At 48.3% G+C, this 24,670-nt stretch carries 21 protein-coding genes, 3 pseudogenes and 1 riboswitch; of the genes and pseudogenes, 16 read left to right on the forward strand and 8 right to left on the reverse strand.

The genetic code is table 11. The annotated features are described in order from the left end of the window. Nucleotides 1-29 precede the first annotated feature (29 nt). Nucleotides 30-2,063 (reverse strand): methionine--tRNA ligase, encoded by a 2,034-nt coding sequence (gene metG, locus J4617_RS00420; RefSeq protein WP_000195330.1) that lies wholly within the window; start codon nt 2,061-2,063, stop codon nt 30-32. A gap of 164 nt (nt 2,064-2,227) precedes the next feature. Between metG and apbC the strand changes: the two genes are divergently transcribed. The 6 genes and pseudogenes from apbC to J4617_RS00450 all read left to right on the forward strand — a co-directional run bounded on the left by apbC (nt 2,228) and on the right by J4617_RS00450 (nt 9,003). Next, on the forward strand, nt 2,228-3,337 hold the full coding sequence (apbC, locus tag J4617_RS00425; RefSeq protein WP_001005424.1) for an iron-sulfur cluster carrier protein ApbC: 1,110 nt from the start codon (nt 2,228-2,230) through the stop codon (nt 3,335-3,337). A gap of 277 nt (nt 3,338-3,614) precedes the next feature. Next, complete coding sequence (locus J4617_RS00430) at nt 3,615-3,896, forward strand: DUF2574 family protein (protein ID WP_000760403.1); 282 nt, start codon at nt 3,615-3,617, stop codon at nt 3,894-3,896. Nucleotides 3,897-4,174: 278 nt separating this feature from the next. Further along, nucleotides 4,175-4,708 (forward strand): fimbrial protein YehD, encoded by a 534-nt coding sequence (gene yehD, locus J4617_RS00435; RefSeq protein ID WP_017466141.1) that lies wholly within the window; start codon nt 4,175-4,177, stop codon nt 4,706-4,708. A 61-nt stretch (nt 4,709-4,769) separates the two neighbouring features. Further along, nucleotides 4,770-5,450, forward strand: a pseudogene (locus tag J4617_RS00440) (fimbrial assembly chaperone). A 28-nt stretch (nt 5,451-5,478) separates the two neighbouring features. Continuing rightward, the gene (locus J4617_RS00445) at nt 5,479-7,965 is read left to right on the forward strand and encodes a fimbrial biogenesis outer membrane usher protein (RefSeq protein WP_017466143.1); all 2,487 of its coding nucleotides are present in this window, start codon (nt 5,479-5,481) and stop codon (nt 7,963-7,965) included. Between the two features lie 15 nt (nt 7,966-7,980). Beyond that, nucleotides 7,981-9,003 (forward strand): fimbrial protein, encoded by a 1,023-nt coding sequence (locus J4617_RS00450; RefSeq protein ID WP_017466144.1) that lies wholly within the window; start codon nt 7,981-7,983, stop codon nt 9,001-9,003. Between the two features lie 43 nt (nt 9,004-9,046). On the opposite strand, the gene rcnB is transcribed toward J4617_RS00450, so the two are convergent. Continuing rightward, nucleotides 9,047-9,361, reverse strand: coding sequence for a Ni(II)/Co(II) efflux transporter accessory subunit RcnB (gene rcnB, locus J4617_RS00455; protein WP_000837534.1), 315 nt, complete (start codon nt 9,359-9,361; stop codon nt 9,047-9,049). Between the two features lie 281 nt (nt 9,362-9,642). Next, nucleotides 9,643-9,739: riboswitch (TPP riboswitch) on the forward strand. A 31-nt stretch (nt 9,740-9,770) separates the two neighbouring features. On the opposite strand from rcnB, the gene thiM reads away from it, so the two are divergent. Genes thiM through J4617_RS00470 form a run of 3 tightly spaced genes read left to right on the forward strand, consistent with a single transcriptional unit; the run spans nt 9,771 to nt 12,137 of the window. After that, nucleotides 9,771-10,568 carry a hydroxyethylthiazole kinase gene (gene thiM, locus J4617_RS00460; protein ID WP_017466145.1) on the forward strand — a complete coding sequence of 266 codons (798 nt, stop codon included), beginning with the start codon at nt 9,771-9,773 and terminating at the stop codon, nt 10,566-10,568. Continuing rightward, a complete protein-coding gene (thiD, locus tag J4617_RS00465; RefSeq protein ID WP_001749141.1) occupies nt 10,555-11,355 on the forward strand; it encodes a bifunctional hydroxymethylpyrimidine kinase/phosphomethylpyrimidine kinase in 801 nt (266 codons plus the stop codon). The genes thiM and thiD overlap by 14 nt, the downstream gene beginning before the upstream one ends. Nucleotides 11,356-11,390: 35 nt before the next feature. Then, nucleotides 11,391-12,137 (forward strand): GntR family transcriptional regulator, encoded by a 747-nt coding sequence (locus J4617_RS00470; protein WP_001728489.1) that lies wholly within the window; start codon nt 11,391-11,393, stop codon nt 12,135-12,137. On the opposite strand, the gene J4617_RS00475 is transcribed toward J4617_RS00470, so the two are convergent. Genes J4617_RS00475 through J4617_RS00485 form a run of 3 tightly spaced genes read right to left on the reverse strand, consistent with a single transcriptional unit; the run spans nt 12,111 to nt 15,345 of the window. Then, on the reverse strand, nt 12,111-13,076 hold the full coding sequence (locus tag J4617_RS00475) for a PfkB family carbohydrate kinase (protein WP_001012671.1): 966 nt from the start codon (nt 13,074-13,076) through the stop codon (nt 12,111-12,113). The two genes, J4617_RS00470 and J4617_RS00475, sit on opposite strands and share 27 nt — an antisense overlap. After that, nucleotides 13,073-14,077: an ADP-ribosylglycohydrolase family protein gene (locus J4617_RS00480; protein WP_000642793.1), complete on the reverse strand. Its 1,005-nt coding sequence runs from the start codon at nt 14,075-14,077 to the stop codon at nt 13,073-13,075. Before J4617_RS00480 ends, J4617_RS00475 begins: the two co-directional genes overlap by 4 nt. Next, nucleotides 14,074-15,345: a nucleoside permease gene (locus tag J4617_RS00485; RefSeq protein WP_000858692.1), complete on the reverse strand. Its 1,272-nt coding sequence runs from the start codon at nt 15,343-15,345 to the stop codon at nt 14,074-14,076. The genes J4617_RS00480 and J4617_RS00485 overlap by 4 nt, the downstream gene beginning before the upstream one ends. A gap of 253 nt (nt 15,346-15,598) precedes the next feature. Between J4617_RS00485 and fbaB the strand changes: the two genes are divergently transcribed. Beyond that, nucleotides 15,599-16,651 carry a class I fructose-bisphosphate aldolase gene (gene fbaB, locus J4617_RS00490; protein ID WP_000129590.1) on the forward strand — a complete coding sequence of 351 codons (1,053 nt, stop codon included), beginning with the start codon at nt 15,599-15,601 and terminating at the stop codon, nt 16,649-16,651. 52 nt (nt 16,652-16,703) lie between these two features. Here fbaB and yegS read toward each other — a convergent pair whose 3' ends face one another. Beyond that, a complete protein-coding gene (yegS, locus tag J4617_RS00495; RefSeq protein ID WP_001273393.1) occupies nt 16,704-17,603 on the reverse strand; it encodes a lipid kinase YegS in 900 nt (299 codons plus the stop codon). Nucleotides 17,604-18,164: 561 nt separating this feature from the next. Between yegS and steD the strand changes: the two genes are divergently transcribed. Both steD and J4617_RS00505 read left to right on the forward strand, forming a co-directional pair. After that, the gene (gene steD, locus J4617_RS00500) at nt 18,165-18,500 is read left to right on the forward strand and encodes a type III secretion system effector SteD (protein WP_001533113.1); all 336 of its coding nucleotides are present in this window, start codon (nt 18,165-18,167) and stop codon (nt 18,498-18,500) included. Between the two features lie 121 nt (nt 18,501-18,621). Beyond that, entirely contained in the window at nt 18,622-19,038 is a 417-nt protein-coding gene (locus J4617_RS00505) for a CesT family type III secretion system chaperone (RefSeq protein WP_001540404.1), read from the forward strand. Here the strand turns inward: J4617_RS00505 and J4617_RS00510 are convergent. Both J4617_RS00510 and yegQ read right to left on the reverse strand, forming a co-directional pair. Further along, nucleotides 19,024-19,226 (reverse strand): annotated as a pseudogene (locus J4617_RS00510) (hypothetical protein); the annotation flags it as partial. The gene J4617_RS00505 and the pseudogene J4617_RS00510 overlap by 15 nt on opposite strands. Nucleotides 19,227-19,676: 450 nt before the next feature. Continuing rightward, nucleotides 19,677-21,038 (reverse strand): tRNA 5-hydroxyuridine modification protein YegQ, encoded by a 1,362-nt coding sequence (gene yegQ, locus J4617_RS00515; RefSeq protein WP_001517981.1) that lies wholly within the window; start codon nt 21,036-21,038, stop codon nt 19,677-19,679. Nucleotides 21,039-21,201: 163 nt separating this feature from the next. On the opposite strand from yegQ, the gene J4617_RS00520 reads away from it, so the two are divergent. The 4 genes and pseudogenes from J4617_RS00520 to J4617_RS00535 form a co-directional block, all read left to right on the forward strand. After that, the gene (locus J4617_RS00520; protein ID WP_000977164.1) at nt 21,202-21,819 is read left to right on the forward strand and encodes a hypothetical protein; all 618 of its coding nucleotides are present in this window, start codon (nt 21,202-21,204) and stop codon (nt 21,817-21,819) included. Nucleotides 21,820-22,473: 654 nt separating this feature from the next. Further along, nucleotides 22,474-22,893, forward strand: coding sequence for a hypothetical protein (locus tag J4617_RS00525; RefSeq protein ID WP_001279045.1), 420 nt, complete (start codon nt 22,474-22,476; stop codon nt 22,891-22,893). 548 nt (nt 22,894-23,441) lie between these two features. After that, on the forward strand, nt 23,442-23,885 hold the full coding sequence (locus tag J4617_RS00530; RefSeq protein ID WP_000646716.1) for a hypothetical protein: 444 nt from the start codon (nt 23,442-23,444) through the stop codon (nt 23,883-23,885). Between the two features lie 390 nt (nt 23,886-24,275). Beyond that, nucleotides 24,276-24,546 (forward strand): annotated as a pseudogene (locus J4617_RS00535) (ISAs1 family transposase); the annotation flags it as partial. Nucleotides 24,547-24,670 lie beyond the last annotated feature (124 nt).

Raw genomic sequence — 24,670 nt, forward strand, 5'->3', positions numbered from 1 at the left:
AAAAGCCGGAGCATGCTCCGGCTTGTTGCTTATTTCACCTGTTGGCCAGGCTTCGCGCCGTCATCAGGGCTTAACAGGAAGATATCTTTCCCGCCAGGTCCTGCGGCCATCACCATTCCCTCGGAGACGCCAAAGCGCATTTTGCGCGGCGCGAGGTTGGCGACCATTACCGTCTGGCGGCCAATCAGCGCCTGCGGGTCCGGGTAGGCGGAACGAATGCCGGAGAAGACGTTACGCTTCTCGCCGCCCAGATCCAGCGTCAGGCGCAGCAATTTGTCAGAACCGTCTACGAACTCAGCATTTTCAATCAATGCTACGCGCAGGTCAATTTTGGCGAAATCGTCAAAGGTGATGGTTTCCTGAATCGGGAAGTCGGCTAACGGGCCGGTAACCGGCGCAGCTGCGGCTTTCACCTCTTCTTTAGACGCTTCAACCAGCGCTTCAACTTGCTTCATGTCGATGCGATTGTAGAGCGCCTTAAAGGTGTTGACCTTGTGACCGAGCAGCGGCTGTTCGATGGCATCCCAGTTCAACTCACTGTTCAGGAAGGCTTCAACGCGTTCAGAAAGCGTCGGCAGTACCGGTTTCAGATACGTCATCAGCACGCGGAACAGGTTGATGCCCATTGAGCAAATGGCCTGCAGGTCCGCGTCGCGGCCTTCTTGTTTAGCCACCACCCACGGCGCTTGCTCGTCAACATAACGGTTAGCGATGTCGGCCAGCGCCATAATCTCACGGATAGCTTTACCGAATTCACGGCTTTCCCATGCTTCGCCAATCACCGCAGCGGCGTCAGTAAAGGTTTTATACAATTGCGGATCGGCCAGTTCAGCCGCCAGCACGCCGTCGAAACGCTTATTGATAAAACCGGCGTTACGCGAGGCCAGGTTGACTACTTTATTGACGATATCGGCATTGACGCGCTGGACAAAGTCTTCCAGGTTCAGGTCGATGTCATCAATGCGTGAAGAAAGCTTCGCGGTGTAGTAGTAGCGCAGGCTGTCGGCGTCAAAGTGTTTCAGCCAGGTGCTGGCCTTAATAAAGGTGCCGCGAGACTTAGACATTTTCGCGCCGTTCACCGTCACGTAACCGTGAACGAACAGGTTGGTCGGCTTACGGAAGTGGCTGCCTTCCAGCATGGCAGGCCAGAACAGGCTGTGGAAATAGACGATGTCTTTGCCGATAAAGTGGTACAGCTCGGCATCGGAGTCTTTTTTCCAGTACTCATCAAAACTGGTCGTGTCACCGCGCTTATCGCACAGATTTTTGAAGGAGCCCATATAGCCAATCGGCGCGTCCAGCCAGACGTAGAAATATTTGCCCGGCGCGTTCGGGATTTCGAAACCAAAATACGGCGCATCGCGGGAAATGTCCCACTGCTGGAGGCCGGATTCAAACCACTCCTGCATTTTGTTCGCCACCTGCTCCTGCAGCGCGCCGCTGCGGGTCCACGCCTGCAGCATTTCGCTGAATGACGGCAGATCAAAGAAAAAGTGCTCGGAGTCACGCATTACCGGCGTCGCGCCGGACACCACGGATTTCGGTTCGATAAGTTCGGTCGGGCTGTAGGTCGCGCCGCACACTTCACAGTTATCGCCGTACTGGTCTGCGGATTTACATTTCGGGCAGGTGCCTTTCACAAATCGGTCCGGCAGGAACATGCCTTTTTCCGGATCGTAGAGTTGAGAGATGGTGCGGTTCTTAATAAAACCGTTCTCTTTCAGGCGCGTATAAATCAGCTCGGACAGCTCGCGATTCTCGTCGCTGTGCGTTGAGTGGTAGTTGTCGTAGCTAATATTAAAACCGGCGAAATCGGTCTGGTGCTCCTGGCTCATTTCACCGATCATTTGCTCCGGCGTAATACCAAGCTGCTGCGCTTTCAGCATGATCGGCGTGCCATGAGCGTCATCGGCACAGATGAAGTTAACCTCATGGCCGCGCATTCGCTGGTAACGGACCCAGACATCAGCCTGGATGTGCTCCAGCATATGGCCGAGGTGGATAGAGCCGTTGGCGTACGGCAGCGCGCACGTTACCAGAATTTTCTTCGCGACTTGAGTCATAGTGGGTATTACTTCTTCTGTTGTAAAAAAGGGCTTTGATAGTACCAAAATGGTAATTACTGCGCCAATCGATAAGGGCATTTATCCGTAAATGAATAATTGTTACCGCTGGAGTAAACTACAAAGTTACAATCGTACTTTTCAGAACTACAAAAGGAGTCGGGATGAACGAACAATCCCAGGCCAAATCACCAGATACCCTGCGAGCGATGGTCGCCGGGACGCTGGCGAATTTTCAGCACCCAACCCTGAAGCATAACCTCACCACGCTTAAGGCGTTGCACCACGTCGCCTGGATGGATGATACGCTGCACGTTGAGCTGGTCATGCCGTTCGTCTGGAACAGCGCGTTTGAGGTATTAAAAGAGCAATGCAGCGCCGATCTGTTACGTATTACGGGCGCAAAAGCGATCGACTGGAAACTGTCGTACAACATTGCGACGCTGAAACGCGTCAAAAATCAGCCTGGCATTAATGGCGTGAAAAACATCATTGCCGTGAGCTCCGGTAAAGGCGGGGTGGGGAAATCGTCCACGGCGGTAAACCTGGCGCTGGCGTTAGCGGCTGAAGGCGCAAAGGTCGGGGTTCTCGATGCCGATATTTACGGTCCGTCGATCCCAACCATGCTTGGCGCAGAAGATCAGCGCCCAACATCGCCAGACGGTACGCATATGGCGCCGATTATGTCTCACGGCCTGGCGACCAACTCGATCGGCTATCTGGTGACTGACGATAACGCGATGGTATGGCGCGGCCCAATGGCCAGTAAGGCGCTGATGCAGATGTTACAGGAGACGCTGTGGCCGGATCTGGATTATCTGGTACTGGATATGCCGCCGGGAACCGGGGATATTCAGCTAACGCTGGCGCAGAACATTCCTGTTACCGGCGCGGTGGTGGTGACTACGCCGCAGGATATCGCGCTAATCGACGCCAAAAAAGGTATCGTGATGTTCGAGAAGGTGGAAGTGCCGGTGCTCGGCATTGTGGAAAATATGAGTATGCATATTTGTAGCAACTGCGGCCATCACGAACCGATCTTCGGCACGGGCGGCGCGCAGAAGCTGGCGGAAAAATACCATACTCAGCTTCTGGGTCAGATGCCGTTGCATATTAGTCTGCGCGAAGATCTCGATCGTGGTACGCCGACGGTGGTTAGCCGTCCGGAGAGCGAATTTACCGCGATCTATCGCGAACTGGCCGATCGCGTTGCGGCACAGCTTTACTGGCAGGGTGAAGTGATTCCGGGAGAAATCGCCTTCCGCGCGGTGTAATCCTCCTGACGTATTCCAAAGAGAATATGACATTCACTGCATTAATATATATTGATGCAGTGAATGTATTAATAAAATAATAGCCCCCGCATTGTTAATTCCTGCTTAAACAGACAGGTGTTTATCTGAAATAATCGGCAAAAACATTATTTGAATTGATCATACCTATCCTACTGATTTATTTTTTCAATTGGTTTTAAGGTATCGATACGTTCATACTGCTCATCAGGACGGCCTGCATACTGTTTGACGTTCACCAGAGGAACAATTGCTCACTATGAAAAAATATTTGCTGATGGGAATTATAGTTTCGGCTTATGGGATAAGCGTACCCGTTTTTGCCTCCGACACCGCAACATTAACCATCAGTGGAAAAGTGACCGCGCCAACGTGCAGTACAGAAGTGGTAAACGCGCAGTTGCAGCAGCGTTGCGGCAACACTATCCACGTTTCAACGCTGCAAACACCCGCCGCTACGCCGATGAGAGGTGTGACAACGCAGCTATACACGGTGCCTGGTGATAGCACCCGACAGATTATAGTTAATCATTACGACTAATTCTTATTAATTCCGCAGGCCCATATCATTGATATCAATGATATGGGCTTTTTTATTTGTTGTGTTTATATTTAAGGGCAGTAAATTTCGGAAATTAATAAGTTTACAAAATAATGATAAGCAATGATTATTTGTTGCAATTATATTGCAATCTGTAAATTGTTTTAAATCAACAAAACATCGTGTTTACATTGCGATAACCTCCTGTCTATGAGAATTTTCTTTGCAAGGGTTAATAACTCTTAACAAATAGAAATTACTTCATTAAGGAAGAGATTATGAAACGTTCACTTATTGCTGCTTCTGTATTGTCTGCTGTATTTATGAGCGTAGGGGCTTTTGCTGCTGATGAAGATATGGGGGAATTAAAAATCAACGGAGAAGTGGTAGGAACATCCTGTACGTTCGAAGGCGCAAATAGCGCGACTATTGAATTATCCCAGGTAGGTGTTGATAGATTGACTGACTTAAACCCTGGCGATATATATACAGGATACACTAGTCCAGAAGCGATTTTAAAAGTAAAATGTTCGAATACAGCTAATCCACGAATTAGTTTTAACCGTTCTCAATTTGTGGATAATATGCAAATCACCAAAAATAATGCTACTAATAATGGTGCGGGCTTCGCTGTTTATCTTGATGGTATTCAGGTGAAACCGGATGAGTCGGGGAATTACACTCTGAATTCAAGTAAGTTTGAAAATGGTGTATATACCCTGAACTTTTCTGCCCGCTATGCCGCCGTTGAAAATACTGTAACACCTGGTTCTGTTGAATCTGTACTGACAATGACGGTATTAACTGATTAACAATCGTTTTTTGGCGGCTAAGCTTTTAGCCGCTTGTATCTCTTTTATAAGGTTATCGGCCATGAAACGGATGATTGCACTATGCCTGGCTTGTGCCGCTATGCCTGCGTGGAGCGGCATTTATATATATGGTACACGTATTATTTATCCGGCGCAGAAAAAAGATATTACCGTACAATTAATGAATGACGGTAAGCGAAGCTCACTCATCCAGGCGTGGATTGATAACGGTGATACCAGCCTGCCGCCAGAAAAACTACAGGTTCCATTTATTATGACCCCACCTGTAATTAGAGTCGCGGCAAATTCAGGTCAGCAGTTAAAAATAAAAAAACTCGCTAATAACTTGCCTGGCGATCGTGAAAGTCTTTTCTATCTCAATGTACTGGATATTCCACCAAATTCAGACGAGAACAAAGATAAAAACATCATTAAATTTGCGCTACAAAACCGGATAAAGTTGATCTATCGCCCACCGGGGGTACAGAAAGTCGATAAAGCAACATTTTCCCGCTTGCAGTTGCTTCGTGCGCCAGGGAGTATTAGCGTGAAAAATAATTCCGCAAACTGGATCACTATTCCAGAAATTAAAGCAAAAAGTAAAGTAAATAAATAAACCTTATTACTGGCTCCATGGTCATCGCAGAGTATCACCACAACGGTAGTCGTAAATAGCTATACCGTGACGCTAATTGATGATTCTGGTAATTATTTAAACGAGACTGTCAAAATAGAAAATTAAAAGCGGGGAATCCACCTAAGGATAGATAATGGAAAAGTTAAACGCCATCACGCTGTCACTTTTTGCAGCATTACTTATTTCACCCGCCTGGGCTGAAGAAGAAACATTCGATACTAACTTTATGTTCGGTGGGTTGAAAGGTGAAAAGGTGTCCCGTTATCAGATTGATAGCACCAAACCCATGGCTGGCGTTTATGAAATGGACGTTTATGTCAATAAAGAATGGCGTGGAACTTATGAGGTTAATATTCAGGATGACCCCGATAGCACCTGTATTTCTCCGGACCTGATCGCCAGCCTGGGAATTAAATTTACCCCGCAGAGTACAACAGTAGAAAATGAATGTATTGCGCTGAAAACGGTGGTTCATGGAGGTAGTGTTTCTTATGACACTGCCGCTTTTAACCTTTATCTGAGCGTCCCTCAGGCTTATGTGCTGGAATATGAAGCGGGCTATGCGTCTCCAGAGACATGGGACCGTGGAATTAACGCTTTTTATACATCGTATTATGCCAGCGAATATTACAGCCATTATAAAAGCGGCGGTAGTGAGAAAAATACTTACGCAAATTTTGTCAGCGGATTGAATCTGCTTGGATGGCAATTACATTCTAACGCTAATTTTTCCAAAAGTGAAAATTCAGCTGGCAAATGGCAGAGCAATACTCTGTATCTGGAACGTGATTTCCCGGCGGTACTGGGGACAATGCGTCTGGGGGAACAGTACACCAGCGGGGATATGTTTGATACGGTGCGCTTTCGCGGGGTGCGCTTCTGGCGTGATATGCAAATGCTGCCGCACTCTAAGCAAAATTTCGCTCCGGTTGTGCGTGGCGTGGCGCAAAGTAACGCCCTGGTGACGGTTGAACAGAATGGCTTCATTGTTTATCAAAAAGAAGTTCCGCCTGGCCCCTTTGTATTTGAAGATCTTCAGCTGGCAGGGGGGGGAGCCGATCTGGACGTGAGCGTTAAAGAGGCTGACGGTACTGTTTCACGGTTTATTGTTCCGTATTCTTCCGTTCCCAATATGGTGCAGCCCGGCGTAGCAAAATATGATTTCGCCGCCGGACGAAGCAGAATTGAAGGAGCCTCTCAGCAAACTGATTTTCTCCAGGGAACCTATCAGTACGGGGTCAATAACCTGCTAACGTTGTATGGCGGAACGATGTTAGCCAGCGATTATCGCTCATTTACCCTTGGCACAGGATGGAACACGCTGATTGGCGCGGTATCTGTCGACGGTACGTTGTCTCATAGCAAGCAGGATAATGGCGATGTTTTTGATGGGGAAAGCTACCAGGTTGCCTGGAATAAATATCTCCCGCAATCGGCCACCCATTTTTCTCTGGCAGCGTATCGCTACTCATCACGTGATTATCGCACTTTTAACGATCATGTCTGGGCTAATAACCGGGATAACTATCGTCGCGATGATGACGATATTTATGATATTGCTGATTATTATGAGAATGACTTTGGGCGTAAAAATACTTTCACTCTCAATATTAATCAGACGTTACCCGATGGGTGGGGATATTTTACTGCCAGCGCTCTGTGGCGCGACTATTGGGGGCGTAGCGGCACGGGAAAGGATTATCAGTTAAGCTACAGTAATACCTGGCAGCGGCTCAGTTTTACGCTATCGGCAACTCAGACGTATGACAGCAATAACCGTGAAGATAAGCGCTTTAATATCTATTTATCGATTCCCTTAACATGGGGATTAAAGGAGAATGGGGGAAATCGTGATATCCATTTATCGAATTCCACCACCTTTGACGATCAAGGTTATGAGGCGAATAACACCAGCCTTAGCGGCACGTTCGGTAATCGCGATCAGTTTAATTATACGACTAACCTCAGCCAGCAGCGACAGGAACACCAAACGACATTCGGGGGATCGGTAACCTGGAACGCCCCGCTGGCGACAGTCGGCGGCAGTTACAGCCAGTCCAATAAATACCATCAGGTGGGCGGAAATATTCAGGGAGGGCTGGTTGCATGGGCCGATGGCGTGCATTTAGCCTCTCGCCTTAATGATACTATCGCGATTATTAACGCGCCGTACCTGGAAGGCGCGGCGGTGCAGGGGCGTCCCTATTTACGTACCAATGCAAAAGGTTATGCCGTATTTGAAGCATTGACGCCATACCGGCAAAATTTTATCTCTCTTGATGTCTCTGAGAGTGAAAGCGATGTCGCCCTGTTGGGAAATCGAAAAGTTACAGTGCCTTATCGCGGAGCCGTAGTATTGGTTCATTTTGAAACAGAGACCAGTAAACCTTTTTATTTCCTGGCGCGGCGCGCAGATGGCGAGCCTTTAACGTTTGGTTATGAAGTGGAAGATGACGAGGGAAATAATGTAGGACTGGTAGGTCAGGGGAGCCGGGTATTTATTCGTACTGAAAAGGTTCCCGTTTCGGTAAAAATCGCAACAGATAAACAACAGGGTCTTTTCTGTAAGATCACTTTTGATAAACAGATTGATGAAAATAACGTTTATATTTGTCGGTAATCTTTAGGTGACGCCATGAAAAGACTACTATTTTTATTAATAATGATGCAGTTTACGCAGTTGGGTTACGCGGCGTGTAATGCGACCTTAACCAACACGAAGGATTATACGATTCAATCCGATAGCTTAATGCTGGGGGGGGAGGAGTCAGCCATTATTACAAATGGTTTCACTGATGCCAATTGTTCTAATAGTGATGTTGTGACTAAATTAGAGACATCCGATCATATTATCGGTATGGGGCCGAATGATAGTGTTAAGTTAAAATTAAAAGTTGAATGGCAAAGCAGTAGTGCGATAAATATGCGCAACCAAAACGGTGTAATTGAAGCCCCCTATAAGATAACGATTTCAGAAATAAACTCATTGGAGGCGGTGACTGTGTCTGCCAGGGGGGGGTACTCGGTTACGATAGATAATATAACGGTGATGTCGGGTGCAAAGAATCAATGGAGCGGTAGCGATTGGGTGGTATTTATTTTAAAGTATATTGGCTGTTGGGGGAATAGAGAGTGTGTTGCAAACGTTATCACTGATCTGAATGGGAAAGGCGTTTATAAAGCCAATTTAACGATAAATTACAACCGTAAAGAAACTACCTGCGCCCCCCAGAATCTCACCATCACACTGGACCCGGTGCCTATGACTAAACTCCGTGCTAAAGGAGAGGTTAGTGAGTTTTCTAAGCAGGGTGATATTATTCTGGATTGCAAAAATCAGGTGCGGAATGCGATGCTGACATCACGGCAAATAGCGGTAAATCTACGTAGTGATTTAGTCTGGGATGAGAATGAAGCAGTCCTGAAACCGGATAACGATAATGGCGTTGGGTTTATCTTAAGAGATTCAAATCGGAGCCTGCTTAAAATAAACAAAGGAGCAACAATAAACAGTATTTTCAAAACCTATGCCAAAGGCAGCGCAGTGAATTCGGTGGAAGCTATTCCTGTCTTTGCCACATATTATGTTCTCGATCCTGCAAAAGTTAAAGCGGGGCCATTACAATCGAAAGCATTAATCGTGGTATCTTATAATTAATTTTATGCTGTACGCACTCTTTATACAAAGAGTGCGTACATCATTATCGATGATAAAAAATCTCGCCATCATAGGCTTTGATAATTTTTCCATCGGTATCGTTAATCAGTACATACGCGCCGCCCATATAGGTCCAGTGAGTACCGGCATCTGGCGCGGGCAGATTACGTAATTTCCACTGTTTAATATTGTACTCATCGGTGCGGTACATCTGCGGAACGGTATCGCCGGGCTTGAAGTGGGTGAAGTCGGCGATAAAGCTTTTTAACTCATATTGATCAATGCCCGTTGTCGCGGGGGCGGCCCATGCAAAACTGGTTGCAAGCAACAGCGCGCAAGGCAGCAACTTACTTTTCATACTTTTACCCTCCACATATGCGGGTCAGTTAACATCGTGTGTATCATTTCTGCTGGTGGCGTATCTGACAAGCGCTATTTTGTTATCTCACGCCCCTTTTCGTAAAAAGTGTAAACGAAAGCGTCGTGCAGCAACATATCCGCCAGCAAGTTTGCCAGAACCGAATAGGTTTTGAGAACTATCTGATAACGCTGAAATTATCGTCCGCGGCTGGCTGTAAATTTACATTGTCTGGCGCAGACAGTATGCTTAATAGCGAAACCCCGCTTAACACGGTGGGGCTTGACGACTCGGGGTGCCCTTCTTTGTGAAGGCTGAGAAATACCCGTACCACCTGATCTGGATAATGCCAGCGTAGGGAAGTCTGACACTGCTCGTGTCCCTTCTTCACGCGGGCAGGAGCTGAACCATGCAGCCTGACCTGCACTGCCGCACGCTTGCGGCGCATACGTTAAAACACTTTCGCGCGCTCTCCCCGCTTACGCACTGTATGACGAATGACGTCGTACAAACGTTTACCGCCAATACGTTGCTGGCGCTGGGCGCTTCACCCGCCATGGTGATTGATCCTGTCGAGGCCAGACCGTTTGCCGCCATCGCCAACGCCTTGCTGATTAATGTCGGAACATTAACTGCCTCACGCGCTGACGCGATGCGTGGGGCGGTAGAAAGCGCTTATGATGCCAAAACGCCGTGGACGCTTGATCCTGTCGCGGTGGGCGCGCTGGAATTTCGTCGGCGATTTTGCCTGGATCTCTTGTCCCTGCGCCCGGCGGCAATACGCGGCAACGCCTCGGAAATCCTGGCGTTATCCGGCATGGCGCTGGGCGGACGCGGCGTAGATACCACCGAGGCGGCGTTGGCCGCACTGCCTGCGGCGCAGGCGCTGGCGCGTCAGATAGACTGCATCGTTGTGGTTACCGGAGAGATAGATTACGTCACTAATGGTCAGCGCACGCTGAGCATTCCCGGCGGCGATCCGTTAATGACTCGCATTGTAGGCACCGGCTGCGCGTTGTCGGCGGTCGTCGCCGCCAGTTGCGCGTTACCGGGCGCCGCGCTGGACAATGTCGCGTCGGCCTGCTGCTGGATGAAACTGGCTGGACAGGCCGCGGCAGAGCGTAGCGAAGGACCGGGTAGCTTCATCCCGGCTTTTCTTGATGCGCTCTATCATCTGGATGTGGAGGCGGCCAATGCAACGAATTAACGCGCTGACGATTGCCGGTACCGATCCCAGCGGCGGGGCCGGTATCCAGGCGGATCTCAAGACCTTTTCCGCGCTGGGCGCGTATGGCTGTTCGGTCATCACCGCGCTGGTGGCGCAAAATACCTGTGGCGTACAGTCGGTGTACCGGATAGAGCCGGGCTTTGTCGCCGCTCAACTTGATTCCGTGTTCAGCGATGTGCGCATTGATACCACGAAAATCGGGATGCTGGCGGAAACCGATATTGTCGAGACCGTGGCGGAACGGTTACAGCGTCATCATGTACGTAATGTGGTGCTGGATACGGTGATGCTGGCGAAAAGCGGCGATCCGCTGCTCTCGCCCTCTGCGATAGAAACATTACGCGTCCGGCTGTTGCCGCAGGTATCGCTGATTACGCCTAATTTGCCGGAAGCCGCAGCGTTGCTGGATGCGCCCCATGCGCGTACGGAACAGGAGATGCTGGCGCAGGGGCGGGCGTTACTGGCGATGGGGTGTGAAGCGGTATTGATGAAAGGCGGGCATTTAGAGGATGCGCAAAGCCCGGACTGGCTCTTTACCCGTGAGGGCGAGCAACGTTTTAGCGCGCCGCGTGTGAACACCAAAAATACGCATGGGACGGGCTGTACGCTGTCGGCGGCGCTGGCGGCGTTACGGCCCCGGCATCGCTGTTGGGGAGAGACGGTAAACGAGGCGAAGGCATGGCTTTCGGCGGCGTTGGCGCAGGCGGACACGCTGGAAGTGGGGAAGGGCATTGGTCCGGTACATCATTTCCACGCGTGGTGGTAGTATACTGCCTACAGACCCGTCGTCAGGAAAGATAAATGGAACAAGCGCATACCCGGCTCATCGCGCAACTGAATGAACGAATTTCAGCGGCGGATAATACGCCGCTATACATGAAATTTGCCCAGACGGTAAAGGATGCCGTGCGCAGCGGTATTCTTGAGCACGGTAATATTTTGCCTGGCGAACGCGATCTCAGCCAGCTTACCGGCGTCTCGCGTATCACGGTACGGAAAGCGATGCAGGCGCTGGAAGAAGAGGGTGTCGTCACGCGCGCCCGCGGCTACGGTACGCAAGTCAATAATATCTTTGAATATTCCCTGAAAGAGGCGCGGGGATTTTCTCAGCAGGTTGTCTTGCGCGGCAAAAAACCGGATACGCTATGGGTTAACAAACGCGTGGTAAGTTGTCCGGATGAGGTCGCGCAGCATCTGGCGATCCCCGCAGGCAGCGACGTCTTTTTACTCAAACGCATTCGTTATGTTGATGAGGATGCGGTATCGATTGAAGAGTCCTGGGTGCCCGCGCATCTGATTCATGATGTCGACGCGATTGGCATTTCGTTGTATGACTATTTTCGTCGCCAGCACATTTACCCTCAGCGTACCCGATCCCGCGTCAGCGCCCGGATGCCGGATGATGAGTTTCAGTCGCATATTCAAATGGATGGTAAAGTGCCGGTGCTGGTGATTAAGCAGGTGGCGCTCGATCAGCAGCAGCGGCCTATTGAATACAGCATCAGTTATTGTCGTAGCGACCTATACGTTTTTGTGTGCGAGGAGTAGCGCCTCGCGCGTGGGCGCGCAGTCGCCGCCGCGATGCCCGACCACCCAGCTTGCCACCGCATTTCCCAGCAGTACGGCATCCGCGAGCGGCCAGCCTGACGCCAGTCCTGCCAGCACGCCGCCAGCATGGCTGTCGCCTGCGCCGATGGTATCCACCACGGTTGCCGGAAACGCTGGCACAACGCCGGAAGATTGCGCGCTAAAATACCACGCTCCGTCTTTATCGTGGCGCACCACCAGCGGCGCGGAAAAGCGGTTTACCCATGCTTCGCCGAAAGTGCGCGTATCGGTCGCAAGCCCGGCGCGTTCCGCAGCGATGATGGCTTCCTGGCGATTGAGGGAGACGATGGGTCGGCAGGCCATAATGCGCGCCATTACATCGTCTGTAATATCACCGATTCGTGGGCCAAAATCGATAAAAGGCGTGACATCGTCGACGGTTTCCAGCCACTGGATCAGTGGCTCGCCACAGGACGAGGCCAGTTGATAGCCGGACAGGTAGACAAGACTGCCCCGCGGTGTCCTGAGCTGCGACAGCCAGTCCGCATTCCACTGGTTTTCCACGCCGCTAAAAGACATAAACGTGCGTTCGCCATCCGGTTCGACTAACGCCAGACACCAGCCGTTATCTCCTTCAACCGCGTCAATCACGCTGGATAATCCCTCTTTTGCCAGACGGCGGCGAATTCTCTCCGCCCACACGCCCTGGCCCAGCGGCAGCGCATTGCTGGCGTCAATCCCCAGCCGTTTCAACGCCACGGCAATATTCAGCGCACAGCCGCCGACATTGACGCTTTGTTGTTGCAGTTCAAGATCGCCTCCGCGACGCGGCAACGTCCAGGCGTCGGCAATGATATCGATTACTGCCGCGCCGATAACGGTGAGCGGACGCCGGGTATGCAGGGTCGGTAATAATGTCAGCAACCGTGCGCCGTTCATAGTGCCTCCCGCCGTTGACGATAACTCGCCAGCGCAACGGCATAGCGCGCAAAATCCAGCTGATTAACCTCGTCCAGCGTTTGCTTTAACTGGGGGTTAATGGCGCTTACCCCGTGCAACGCGCCGCAAATGGCGGTAGCCATCGCGCCGATAGTGTCGGTATCGCCGCCGAGGTTAGCGCACAGCACGGCACAGCGGTTAGGATCGGTATTCGCCAGCTCCACCATGGCGATAGCGCAGGGAACCGATTCAATGGTGCTGGTTCCCGCGCCGATGATCTGATAGAGCTGTTCGCTGGCAGATTCGACGCCGTCGGCGTGGCGGACAATGTTTAGCGCCAGTTCCAGACGTGCCGATAGCGAGGCGCTAAACGTGGTAATACGCGCTGTCTGCGCCTGATGGGCGACGGCGGGGAGCGAGTCGGCAATACTTTGCCACGTGTCGCCGTTAACCGCTCGCGAGACGGCCCAGGCGACAACCACGGCGCCAGCCACCGCCAGATCGGATTTATGCGTCGGGCTGGAGGCTAACGCTACTTCTGCTATAAAGGCTGTCAGGTTAGTTGGCGGCAACAGGCAGCCCAACGGCGAAACGCGCATGGCCGCGCCGTTAGTCACGCCGTTGTTTTCCAGCGCCGCGATGGGTTTGCCGTCGCGAATCGCGTTCAGCGCAATTTTTGACGTCGGGCCGAGTACATTTTTATTGAACGCATCAAAGCGTTCCGCCCAGGCGAGGATGTTACGCCCAATAATCTCGGGATCAATGTTGCCTTCGCATTCGAGTAGCGCGTCGGCCAGGCAGAGCGCCATTGCGGTATCATCCGTAAACTCCGCGCGGTTAAAATAGCAGGCGGCATTATTCTCTTTTGGCCCGGGCAGAAAGCGGTCAATCCAGCCGAAATGCGCTTTGACGCGCGTTCTCGGCCACAGCTCAGAGGGCATTCCCATCGCATCCCCTAACGCTTGCCCGTAAAGAGCACCGAGAATACGTTCTGCTTTCATTTTACTTCCCCTTGTGTCAACGCAATATCGCGATCGTCAATAGCAGTGATCTCTTTGTCCGATTCGCGAAAGAAAATCATAAACAGTAGCGCGATGACGGCAATCATCACTGCGCCAAACGTCCACATGCCCGCCCAGTTGAATGTCAGACCGTTAACCGGTTGCGGATAAGCAAACATTTTTTCCATCATCACGCCGCCGAGACGATAGCCCAGCAGGCTGCCGAATCCCTGACAGCAGAGGGTGATAAGCCCTTGCGCAGCGGTACGCATATGAACCGGCGCTTTTTTATCGACATAAATGTAGGCGGTGACGTAGTAGAAATCGTAACTTACGCCGTGCAGCAAAATACCGAGGAACAGCAGGGCGTAAGTGAAGTACGTCTCCGCGCCGCCATAGACAAAAAAGCCGTAGCGGATCGCGGCGGTAATAAGACCAAGTAATAATACCTTTTTAATACCAAAGCGCTTAGTGAAAAAGGGTAGCGCCAGCATAAAGAAGATTTCAGAGAACTGGCCGAGCGTCATCCAGCCGGTGGCGTTTTTCATTCCCACTTCTGTCAGATAGCCGTTAGCGAAGATGTAGTAGAAGGCCAGCGGCATCGCAAACAGGAAGGAACAGAAGAAGAAAACGAGAAAGTTTTTATCGCGCAGCAGAACCAGCGCATCCAGCCCCAGCATCACTTTAATATCCATCTTGCCGGTGCTTTTTGGCGGCGTGTCTGGCAGACAGAACGCAAATACGCCCAGCAACGCTGAACTTGCGGCGGTTATGAGCAGTGGAATGTTGGTGGGGGAAATATCGTTATAGCCTAACATTTGCGGCAAGAATCCACAGGCGAGGCCGGAGGCAATCCACCCAATGGTTCCCATAACGCGAATGCGTGGAAAATCGCGTTCAACGTCCGGTACGTTAGCGAAGGCAATGCTGTTTGTCAGCGCGATGGTCGGCATATAGGTCAATGAATAGGCCAGGAGCAGCGGAAAGAATCCGGCAAAGGTGGTTTGCTGTGCCGCGAAATACATCAGTACGGCACCCGCAAACATCAGTACCGCCAGGACTTTTTGCGCCGAGAAAAAACGGTCGGTAACGGAGCCGACCAGAATCGGCGACAGGATCGCCGCAATGGCGGTACAGGCATAAGACCAGCCTATTTCACCGGCGGAAAACCCGCTTTTATTTAGCCATAGCCACAGGGGGACGAACCAGGCGCCCCAGATAAACCACTCCACGAACATCATGAACGACAGTTTAAAGGTCGTTTTCATTTTTGAATCCTTCATGACAGGTAAGGTACGCCATGACAATACCATTTAATAATACCTTTTAAATACCATTGAGCGTTAATTTTGACCGAACTAACACTTTTTCGGACGTGAATCGAGTCAGCAGATAGCGCCGAAAAAATGCGCTAAAGTTGGCAAAAATGGTCGGTCAGTACCAGGCTTATTGCGACCCGCAATCTGCGGGGCAGGACTATTCACCTTCCGATACCCTATCGGAACTTACGGGAGCATAGCTATGACTGATATTGCGCAGTTGCTTGGCAAAGACGCCGACAGCCTTTTACAGCATCGTTGTATGACCATTCCTTCCGATCAGCTTTATCTACCCGGCAAGGATTACGTTGACCGGGTGATGATTGACAATAATCGTCCACCAGCCGTTCTGCGTAATATGCAGACGCTCTATAATACTGGACGTCTGGCGGGAACAGGATACCTTTCGATACTGCCCGTCGATCAGGGAGTGGAGCACTCCGCCGGCGCCTCTTTTGCGGCCAACCCGCGCTACTTTGACCCAAAAAACATTGTTGAATTGGCGATTGAGGCCGGCTGTAACTGCGTGGCCTCTACCTACGGCGTACTGGCCTCGGTTTCACGGCGCTATGCGCACCGTATTCCGTTTTTGGTCAAACTGAATCACAACGAAACATTGAGCTATCCGACAGAGTACGATCAGACCCTGTACGCCAGCGTTGAGCAGGCGTTCAATATGGGCGCCGTGGCGGTAGGAGCGACGATCTATTTCGGTTCGGAACAGTCCCGTCGCCAGATTGAAGAGATCTCCGCCGCTTTTGAGCGTGCGCATGAGCTGGGTATGGTGACCGTATTGTGGGCTTACCTGCGTAATTCTTCCTTTAAAAAAGACGGCGTCGATTACCATGTATCCGCTGACCTGACGGGGCAAGCCAACCATCTGGCCGCTACGATTGGCGCGGATATCGTGAAACAGAAAATGGCCGAGAATAATGGCGGTTATAAAGCGGTCAACTTCGGCTATACCGACGACCGCGTGTACAGCAAACTGACCAGCGATAACCCGATCGATTTGGTACGTTACCAGTTGGCGAACTGCTATATGGGACGCGCCGGGCTTATCAACTCCGGCGGCGCGGACGGCGGCGACACTGATCTCGGCGACGCGGTTCGTACCGCGGTGATCAACAAACGAGCCGGTGGAATGGGGCTAATTCTGGGACGTAAAGCCTTTAAGAAATCGATGGCTGATGGCGTGAAGTTGATTAACGCCGTACAGGATGTCTATCTGGATAGCAAAGTCACCATCGCCTGAGTTCAACGAAGAAAAGCCGGATGTGAACGCATCCGGCCAGCGGCAGGTGTTATTAACGTAGCAACGGGCAGTCTGGTGGCAGTCGACAGCGTAATGCGCCAGGCAGCACCTCAATATGAAATTCTTGTCCGCTGAGTGGTTCGCCATCCAGATTAAACGTGATTTCATGCGGCGCATGAATATCAAACCACGCCGAGGCGCCGTCAATAATATTCGGATTGTCATCTGACTGCGTGAGTGTGGAAAACAGCGCCGGCAGCAGTTCTTCGCCGGTAAAAATCCGTAGCTGTAACAGTCCGTCGTTAATCAGCGCGGTGGGACATAATTGCTGCCCGCCGCCGGCCTGACGACCGTTGCCGATGCCGATCACCAGCGCATCTCCCTGCCAGTGAAAGTTTTCGCCACGTATTTCGCAGCGGTCAGGGGTCAGCGTATCCATTCTCATCAGACCGTGAATAAGATAGGAGACGCCGCCCAACGCGGCTTTAAGTTTTTCCGGCGTTTCGGTGGTAATGCGGGTGCCAAAACCGCCCGTCGCCATATTGATAAAACAGGTTTTATCATTGACCCTGGCCATATCAATTTCCATCGCGTTTCCGGCAATCGCCAGTTTCAGCGCTTTGTCCAGCGCTTCAGGAATACCGGCGCTGGTGGCAAAATCGTTGGCAGTGCCGAGCGGCAAAAGGCCCAGTGCAGGGGCTACGCCGTCGCGGATCTGGATGAGCGCGGTCGACACTTCATTAATGGTACCGTCTCCGCCGCCGGCAATCACCGTTTCAACGCCCAGTCTACGGGCTTCATCAACGTAACGCTGCGCGTCGCCTTTTTCCCAGGTTACCCGAACGTGAATCTGTATGCCTTCGTCGCGAAGTAGAGTAATGGCCTCACGTAGCGGCTGGTTATCAGCGCTTTTGCCATTGAGGATCAGTAAGCTGGCGGGAAAGTTAGCCATCCGTTATGCCTTAATAGGTTGAACAACAATCTCCAGAAAGTGTATAGCAGAAATGAAAAAGCGAGGTCAGAACAGGATGAAAATTGAAATGTTGCGCACTTATTGCTTTACCGTTTTTCTTCCTACTGTACGCAGCGGTAAGCGAAGCATGGTTTAAGGCAAATGGCGACAAGAGAGATGCCGGTATGCGCATTGAGTATCGCTTGTAAGAGTGCAAGGAAACCACAAGGGGTAGTCAGACGCTTTCCGATATAGCGCCTTTAATAACGAAACGGAGAATTAACAAGACGAACATACGTCAGTTATCAGTATTAATTTCAAACTTCATAATATCAGATAAAAACCTGATATTTATTACCAAACATACTTTTTAATAGCATAAAATCGAAATGTTCTTTAGACTCTTTAGCAGAAACACGGCGCACTATTAGAAGCACGCTACTATATATCAAATAAAACCTATTTAGATGATGGCTTAGCGCGGTGTCCTATAGTCGTACCGTTGCCTGATGTATCGCTTTTCTCATAAACATAAACAGGCATGTGCATGAAGAGGTTTATATGAATGTCACTTCAGGCGTGAATGCGCAAACGCCATTGCTCCCTCCTTCTGAACGGGGTAATGACGAAAAACCGGTAGCTGAAATCGTTGATTTTAACGCTTACGGCAATAAACCCAGATGTTTAATGTGCCTGGGAACCACGGCATTGTTTACAGGTGTTTTCAGTGGGGTATGCTCAGGGGCTGTCGCCAGTGTCAGTAGTGGTACTGCATATACTACCGCCCTGACGGTTTTAGGCGCATCGTTTGGCATGGGGGGAATTGGTATGATGGGAATATGCGCCGGACTATACCTTAGCGCAAATGGCATCAGAACCCGGCCAGCCTGGCCATAAATGAGCAAACACAGCAAGTCATAGGGAAAAGACGAATTCCGACGATGACACGGGGTGTTAAGCGTCCAGACCAGAGGCTTATGACTTATATAGGAACGCTTTAGATAGAGTATGGGGTGTTATGTATTCAAGAGCCGATCGCTTATTAAGACAGTTTTCACTAAAATTAAATACCGATTCAATTGTCTTTGACGAAAACAGATTATGCTCATTTATTATAGATAACCGTTACCGTATCTTACTAACAAGCACTAACAGTGAGTATATAATGATATACGGTTTTTGCGGAAGACCTCCGGATAATAATAATCTTGCTTTTGAATTTCTCAATGCTAATTTATGGTTTGCAGAGAATAATGGACCACATTTGTGTTATGATAATAACTCACAATCATTATTACTGGCTCTCAACTTCTCACTCAATGAAAGTTCTGTAGAGAAACTTGAATGTGAAATTGAGGTAGTTATTAGATCAATGGAGAATCTGTATCACATTTTACAGGATAAAGGAATAACTCTGGATACTGATTATACGTGACGGTGGGAAGGGGATTTGGTGATCTGGTGGCAATAGAGGATAATCAATCCCAGCAAAACTTACATGGCCTGATGAAGGTGGACTGAGCGTAGGTGCGATGGTTTGAGTATTACTTTGACATGAAATCAAACCTCTAATCCGGGAAACATTATTTTAATCCTTGTAAAAGCGGCATTAAAACGTGCCATACCTTTGCACGCTTAAATTATCAGTTTTTAACCTTAATTTAATAATCTGGAAACTTTTTGTGTAAGTTCTCACAAAGCAGTTATTGATTTAATTCACTGATGTTAAACGTAAACGTCAGAATGCTAAGTCCTGAGTCCGACCGGATGCGGGGAGGATTGTGACTTGCTGGCTGGCAATGGATAGGGGAGGTCTCTAAACCTAAGCGCCCATTTGCGCTTTGGTTAGTGTGGTCAATTTTGGATATGGCGGGAAGTACCACTTTTTTATGGATTATACGCAAAAAATAAGCCTGCGTAAGGGAGATTACGCAGGCCAAGGAGGTGGTTCCTGGTACAGCTAGCATTTATGGGTTATGTTTTTCAGCGCGTTGAATAATACCCGCATTGAGCGAAGCGGTATGTGATCAATTTCTAAGAATCTTCCCGCCATGAAAAAATAACCGCAATTAACTACTTAGCATGGGGGTTACGCGTTGATTCGCCTGAGAAATTACGCATCAATAGTGCGTAATCCAGCGTAACGTCCTGCGGGACGGGCATCCAGACGGTATAGCCATCGCCAGGTGCCACCGGCATAGCGTCGCCTTTGGCGTTCTCCATCTGTTCCAGGGTGAAATTGATATTTCCCTGCGGTGTCATCAGCTCCAGACTATCGCCAACGGAGAATTTATTTTTCACCGCCACGGCCGCCAGTTGGCCTTTACGCTCGCCGGTGAACTCGCCGACAAATTGCTGGCGTTCGGAAACGGAGTACCCGTACTCGTAATTCTGGTAATCGTCGTGCGTATGGCGACGCAGGAAACCTTCGGTATAGCCGCGATGAGCCAGACCTTCCAGCGTTTCCAGCAGCGTAGGGTCGAAGGGTTTACCCGCGGCGGCGTCGTCGATGGCCTTACGGTAGACCTGCGCGGTACGGGCGCAGTAATAAAAGGATTTGGTGCGGCCTTCGATTTTCAGCGAGTGGACGCCCATTTTCGTCAGGCGCTCCACGTGGGCGATAGCGCGTAAATCTTTTGAGTTCATGATATAGGTGCCATGCTCGTCTTCGAACGCGGTCATGTATTCGCCCGGTCTTTGGGCCTCTTCTATCATAAACACTTTATCCGTCGGCGCGCCGATACCGAGCGTCGGCTCAACGTTCTGTACCGGAATCGGTTCGTGCTTATGCACGATGTTGCCGACAACGTCTTCTTTTCCTTCCTGCACGTTATATTCCCAACGGCAGGCATTGGTGCAGGTGCCCTGGTTCGGATCGCGTTTATTGATGTAGCCGGAAAGCAGGCAGCGGCCGGAATAGGCCATGCATAGCGCGCCGTGGACGAAAATTTCTATTTCCATATCCGGCACCTGCTGGCGAATTTCCTCAATCTCTTCCAGTGACAGCTCGCGGGAGAGAATCACACGGGTCAGCCCCATCTGCTGCCAGAATTTTACCGTCGCCCAGTTTACGGCATTAGCCTGTACCGACAGGTGAATCGGCATTGCCGGGAAGTGCTCGCGTACCAGCATAATCAACCCTGGATCGGACATGATCAGCGCATCCGGGCCCATCTCGACGACGGGTTTCAGGTCACGGATAAAGGTTTTGAGCTTGGCGTTATGCGGGGCGATGTTCACCACCACGTAGAATTTTTTTCCGAGCGCGTGGGCTTCGTTGATGCCAAGCTGCAAATTTTCGTGATTGAATTCGTTATTACGCACGCGTAAAGAGTAGCGCGGTTGGCCCGCATAGACGGCATCGGCACCGTAAGCGAAAGCGTAACGCATATTTTTCAGCGTTCCCGCCGGCGAAAGAAGTTCTGGTTTAAACATCATTTTCTCGTTCTGATGACAGGTCAGATCCGCCTCACCTGATGAGGCGGCTTGAGGAGAGTCCTCACTTTAAGGGCGGGCATTGTACGCTTACGGACAGGCCGAGTAAATATTGCGAGAGTATATTGGCGCTAATAGAACACCGGATGTTAATGGAGAGCCAATGATGAAAATGAGCCGCACGGCCATCGCGTTGAGTCTGCTGGGAATGGTCGCGCATCCCGTTTGTGCCGCTCCGTCGTTTGAAGAGACGGCAAGACAGGTGATTATCGCTTTTCAGCAGCGAGACAACGCGAAAATTAATGCCCTGATTGATAAAAAAGTCGGGATGTATGTGCTGTACCGAATTGGGGCTGGGTTTGATTATAAGTGGATGAAAAAATTTGATATTAATAAACCGATACCTGACTTTAACTACCTGTTAGGGCAGGTAGGTTGGTTTTCAGAGCATATTCCTGTGGATAACGAATTTGATCACCACACGGAGGCTGAGTACGTTTGTGAAAAGGGATGGGATCACGCCGGTTTTTTTGTCAGCTATACCGGTACTAATAATGCGCTGCTGACGTTTAGCATGGTGAATGGAGCGGATAGTGGGGATCAGGCGTCGGATACCCGTATAGCAAACGCTAGGCGGCTTGAGCTGCAATCAGAGCGAGTGGTGGCAGTGCCGAAAAAATGGGGTGATGGTTTGATTTTTCATCTGAGCGAACTTCATGGCTTGGGCAAAGGGTGGAGTTTAACGCTGCTGGATTTGGTCACGGAAGATTGTAGTGCGTGAGGCATATATGTTTAATCAGGGTAAATAGCTGCTTATTTATATCTTTCTGCTATCAGGATGTTATGGCACCCCCTCAATATTCAGAATTTAAATAAAGCATTTCCTGAATATGAAACTAATTCACTAAAAAATAAAGGTGAAATCACCTCGGCAACATGCATTAAAGAAAATACAAAAGGTCATTTGACTTATTATAGCGTCAGTGATCCCGTCTTTGACTAATTTGGCTCACGTTATGTATCCACTATGGGGAATCTTTATATATTCCGAAAAAAAACACAATGATATTCTTAATGTAGATAAGAGAGTAATCTTAGGGGGTGCAGGTTTGTAAACCAGGGTATGGCGGTAGCGTTATTTTTTTACGAGATATCATCAGAGATGCAATTAATGATCGCAGACATACTCAGTACTAAGAGGAAATTAGGTTGAGGTTGAACAGAAAATGTTAATTACGTATTGATAAGATGGAATCCATTTAATCTACTTATTAGTATATTTTATTATGAAAATATATTTTTCTTGATGTTTTTTACGCATTGCGCAATAGCAAATCATTGCCGCCTTGATGCAACTTGAGTGATTTTGTGTATAGTGTGACAATGCTGAATACTGAATTGATACCTTCTACATATTAAATCAGGGGTTAGTGGTATGAGCGATTTTATAAAATATCTATTTATTTTTCCTTGCTTATGGTGCGCAAATTCTTTTGCAATTACTCAAACTCAATGGGATGGTAACTTTAGAGTCGAGGAACTTGGCGAGCAGTTAAATGATGGGAGTCAGGTTTTTTTACAATATAATTTAAAGATAGATAGTAAAAATAATCGTGCTTCTTTATCCATGACAACCTGGCATGCGGGGATAACATGCATTGGTGACTACTCTTTAAAAATCAATTCTGGTGTTTTGGCATTATACTATAACGGCGACGAGGAAAATGCATGTCCATATCCATCACCGCAATTTGAGATAAGCAATAAAGGAAAAGCATATTATATAAAAGGAAAAATGTTTTCATATTCTCAGCCTGGTAAGTGGTTGCCACTCAAACGTATTACACTAAAATAATTCTATATTTCATAAATTATGATGATGAAATTGATGATGGTATGAAATATTAATTGGATATGTCGTGAACATATTTTTGTTATATGTTTTCAATGTGTATAACAAGAAAATTTGCATGAAAACATTATATGAGACGATTTGAAAGATGAATGAAGTTTACATAAAAGCAAGGTCATTCTGAAACGAATTTGTCAAATTTACTGAATTGTATATGAATAATTCCTGACTATCGACAATAATGTAAAATCGAGTACAAACTCACGGATTTGTAGTAATTAGGCAAAGAACAAGTCAGGTAAAAGTTTCTCATTATTTAATCAAAAAGCAAGTGCAAACTGTTATTTTGAATTTGTACTTCTTCATAGAAGTGTTGAATAATATTGACGTCAAACATGTTCTGCCTTTTTTTACTAAACTGAGTAAGATAACTTTAATATTATAATTGCAATGATACGAAATCACATCAATATATAATGAGGAAAATTATATGCCCGCCGTCGCTCGACTAAACGACAAAGGTATGCGTTCGACCTGGATAGGGTGTTAATATGAAAGCGAATAATGTGATTATTTTTGTGATTCTATTTTTATCCTCTGTGAGTTATTGTTTTGCTGATATGAAGATATTAAAAATAAATCAGTCCCATTATATGAGTCCTTATAATAAAGAGTCTGGGGATAGAAACTTATGCAATAAATGGGTTTTAAATGCAAGTCAGATAGAAAAAATATTTTCGTTAAGTGATAAATATAAGGAAATGAGTGATACCATGACTGGATTTTGGCTCTGGTTTCCTTGTGAAATAACGGGTGAGTTGATTTATAATAAGAAAAATTGGCATTTTTCTATTAATGCTGCTGCCACGGCAGAATGGTCCGATGGTAAGGAAACGATATACTGGGGGTGTTCCAGGGAAAAATGTGATGACATGTTTATACTTCCATATCCAGGCCGGAGTTATATAGGTGGTGGTGGCAAGTTGATTTGGTGACGAGGTAGATCTTCATCCTGGTTTTAGCCTTTTAAAATGAATTAAATTTAACCTTCAGCATCATGACGAGAGTATGAAAGTATATTTTTGTACACACCGGGATAAAGAATAAAATAACCAGGAGTCGTATATTTATCACGTTAAATACAACTTTTTAAATACAAGTCAGTGCTGGATTTTACAGATCAATGTTGCGTTATTACTAAATTCATAAATTAATGTTTGAGTTATGGTTGTTATGATCTTTCCCTGATAGAACAGTGCTTTCAGGCAGAGGTGGCATTACCACCAACAAACATAATGTTCATTTTTATGGGCGTAGGGGATTCACCCTTATTTAAAGATTACAAAGAGATATATTTCTCATTGAATGTTAAATAACATGTGACTCATATTGTCAGTGATGTTCCGGATGAGCTAATTTCTTTTACATTTGAATGGAAGGGTTAAAAAACTATGTGTGACGGTATCTTTTCGTTCAGAGAAACATAGCGGAAAGAAAGAACCGGAAATGTTGGGTGAGATATTATATAAGTTCAGCGGATTTAACAGCAGAAAAATTTGCTAATGCGATGAGAAGTCATTGGGATGTGGAAAATAAATTGCACTGCGTTTGGATGTGGCGATGAATGAAGATGATTGCAGAATAAGAAGGGAAAATGTCAAGAGCTTTTTTGAAATAATAAAATCGGGTGAATATGAAATTTGGGGATGTGAGATAATGAGATGGATAAGAATAAATATACTTAAATGTACGTTAGTATTTTGCCTGGCTTGTGGTTTTT

This window comes from Salmonella sp. 32010601201800023SM (assembly GCF_017572235.1).
GTDB lineage: Bacteria > Pseudomonadota > Gammaproteobacteria > Enterobacterales > Enterobacteriaceae > Salmonella > Salmonella enterica.

Coding starts and splice junctions, on each gene's coding strand:
- apbC (WP_001005424.1), top strand. CDS start 2,228: ATGAACGAACAATCCCAGGCCAAATCACCAGATACCCTGCGAGCGATG.
- J4617_RS00445 (WP_017466143.1), top strand. CDS start 5,479: ATGGAAAAGTTAAACGCCATCACGCTGTCACTTTTTGCAGCATTACTT.
- rcnB (WP_000837534.1), bottom strand. CDS start 9,361: ATGAAAAGTAAGTTGCTGCCTTGCGCGCTGTTGCTTGCAACCAGTTTT.
- J4617_RS00530 (WP_000646716.1), top strand. CDS start 23,442: ATGAAAGCGAATAATGTGATTATTTTTGTGATTCTATTTTTATCCTCT.
- metG (WP_000195330.1), bottom strand. CDS start 2,063: ATGACTCAAGTCGCGAAGAAAATTCTGGTAACGTGCGCGCTGCCGTAC.
- yegQ (WP_001517981.1), bottom strand. CDS start 21,038: ATGTTTAAACCAGAACTTCTTTCGCCGGCGGGAACGCTGAAAAATATG.
- J4617_RS00475 (WP_001012671.1), bottom strand. CDS start 13,076: ATGAACGGCGCACGGTTGCTGACATTATTACCGACCCTGCATACCCGG.
- thiD (WP_001749141.1), top strand. CDS start 10,555: ATGCAACGAATTAACGCGCTGACGATTGCCGGTACCGATCCCAGCGGC.
- fbaB (WP_000129590.1), top strand. CDS start 15,599: ATGACTGATATTGCGCAGTTGCTTGGCAAAGACGCCGACAGCCTTTTA.
- thiM (WP_017466145.1), top strand. CDS start 9,771: ATGCAGCCTGACCTGCACTGCCGCACGCTTGCGGCGCATACGTTAAAA.
- J4617_RS00450 (WP_017466144.1), top strand. CDS start 7,981: ATGAAAAGACTACTATTTTTATTAATAATGATGCAGTTTACGCAGTTG.
- J4617_RS00520 (WP_000977164.1), top strand. CDS start 21,202: ATGATGAAAATGAGCCGCACGGCCATCGCGTTGAGTCTGCTGGGAATG.
- J4617_RS00470 (WP_001728489.1), top strand. CDS start 11,391: ATGGAACAAGCGCATACCCGGCTCATCGCGCAACTGAATGAACGAATT.
- J4617_RS00430 (WP_000760403.1), top strand. CDS start 3,615: ATGAAAAAATATTTGCTGATGGGAATTATAGTTTCGGCTTATGGGATA.
- J4617_RS00480 (WP_000642793.1), bottom strand. CDS start 14,077: ATGAAAGCAGAACGTATTCTCGGTGCTCTTTACGGGCAAGCGTTAGGG.
- yehD (WP_017466141.1), top strand. CDS start 4,175: ATGAAACGTTCACTTATTGCTGCTTCTGTATTGTCTGCTGTATTTATG.
- J4617_RS00505 (WP_001540404.1), top strand. CDS start 18,622: ATGTATTCAAGAGCCGATCGCTTATTAAGACAGTTTTCACTAAAATTA.
- J4617_RS00485 (WP_000858692.1), bottom strand. CDS start 15,345: ATGAAAACGACCTTTAAACTGTCGTTCATGATGTTCGTGGAGTGGTTT.
- J4617_RS00525 (WP_001279045.1), top strand. CDS start 22,474: ATGAGCGATTTTATAAAATATCTATTTATTTTTCCTTGCTTATGGTGC.
- yegS (WP_001273393.1), bottom strand. CDS start 17,603: ATGGCTAACTTTCCCGCCAGCTTACTGATCCTCAATGGCAAAAGCGCT.
- steD (WP_001533113.1), top strand. CDS start 18,165: ATGAATGTCACTTCAGGCGTGAATGCGCAAACGCCATTGCTCCCTCCT.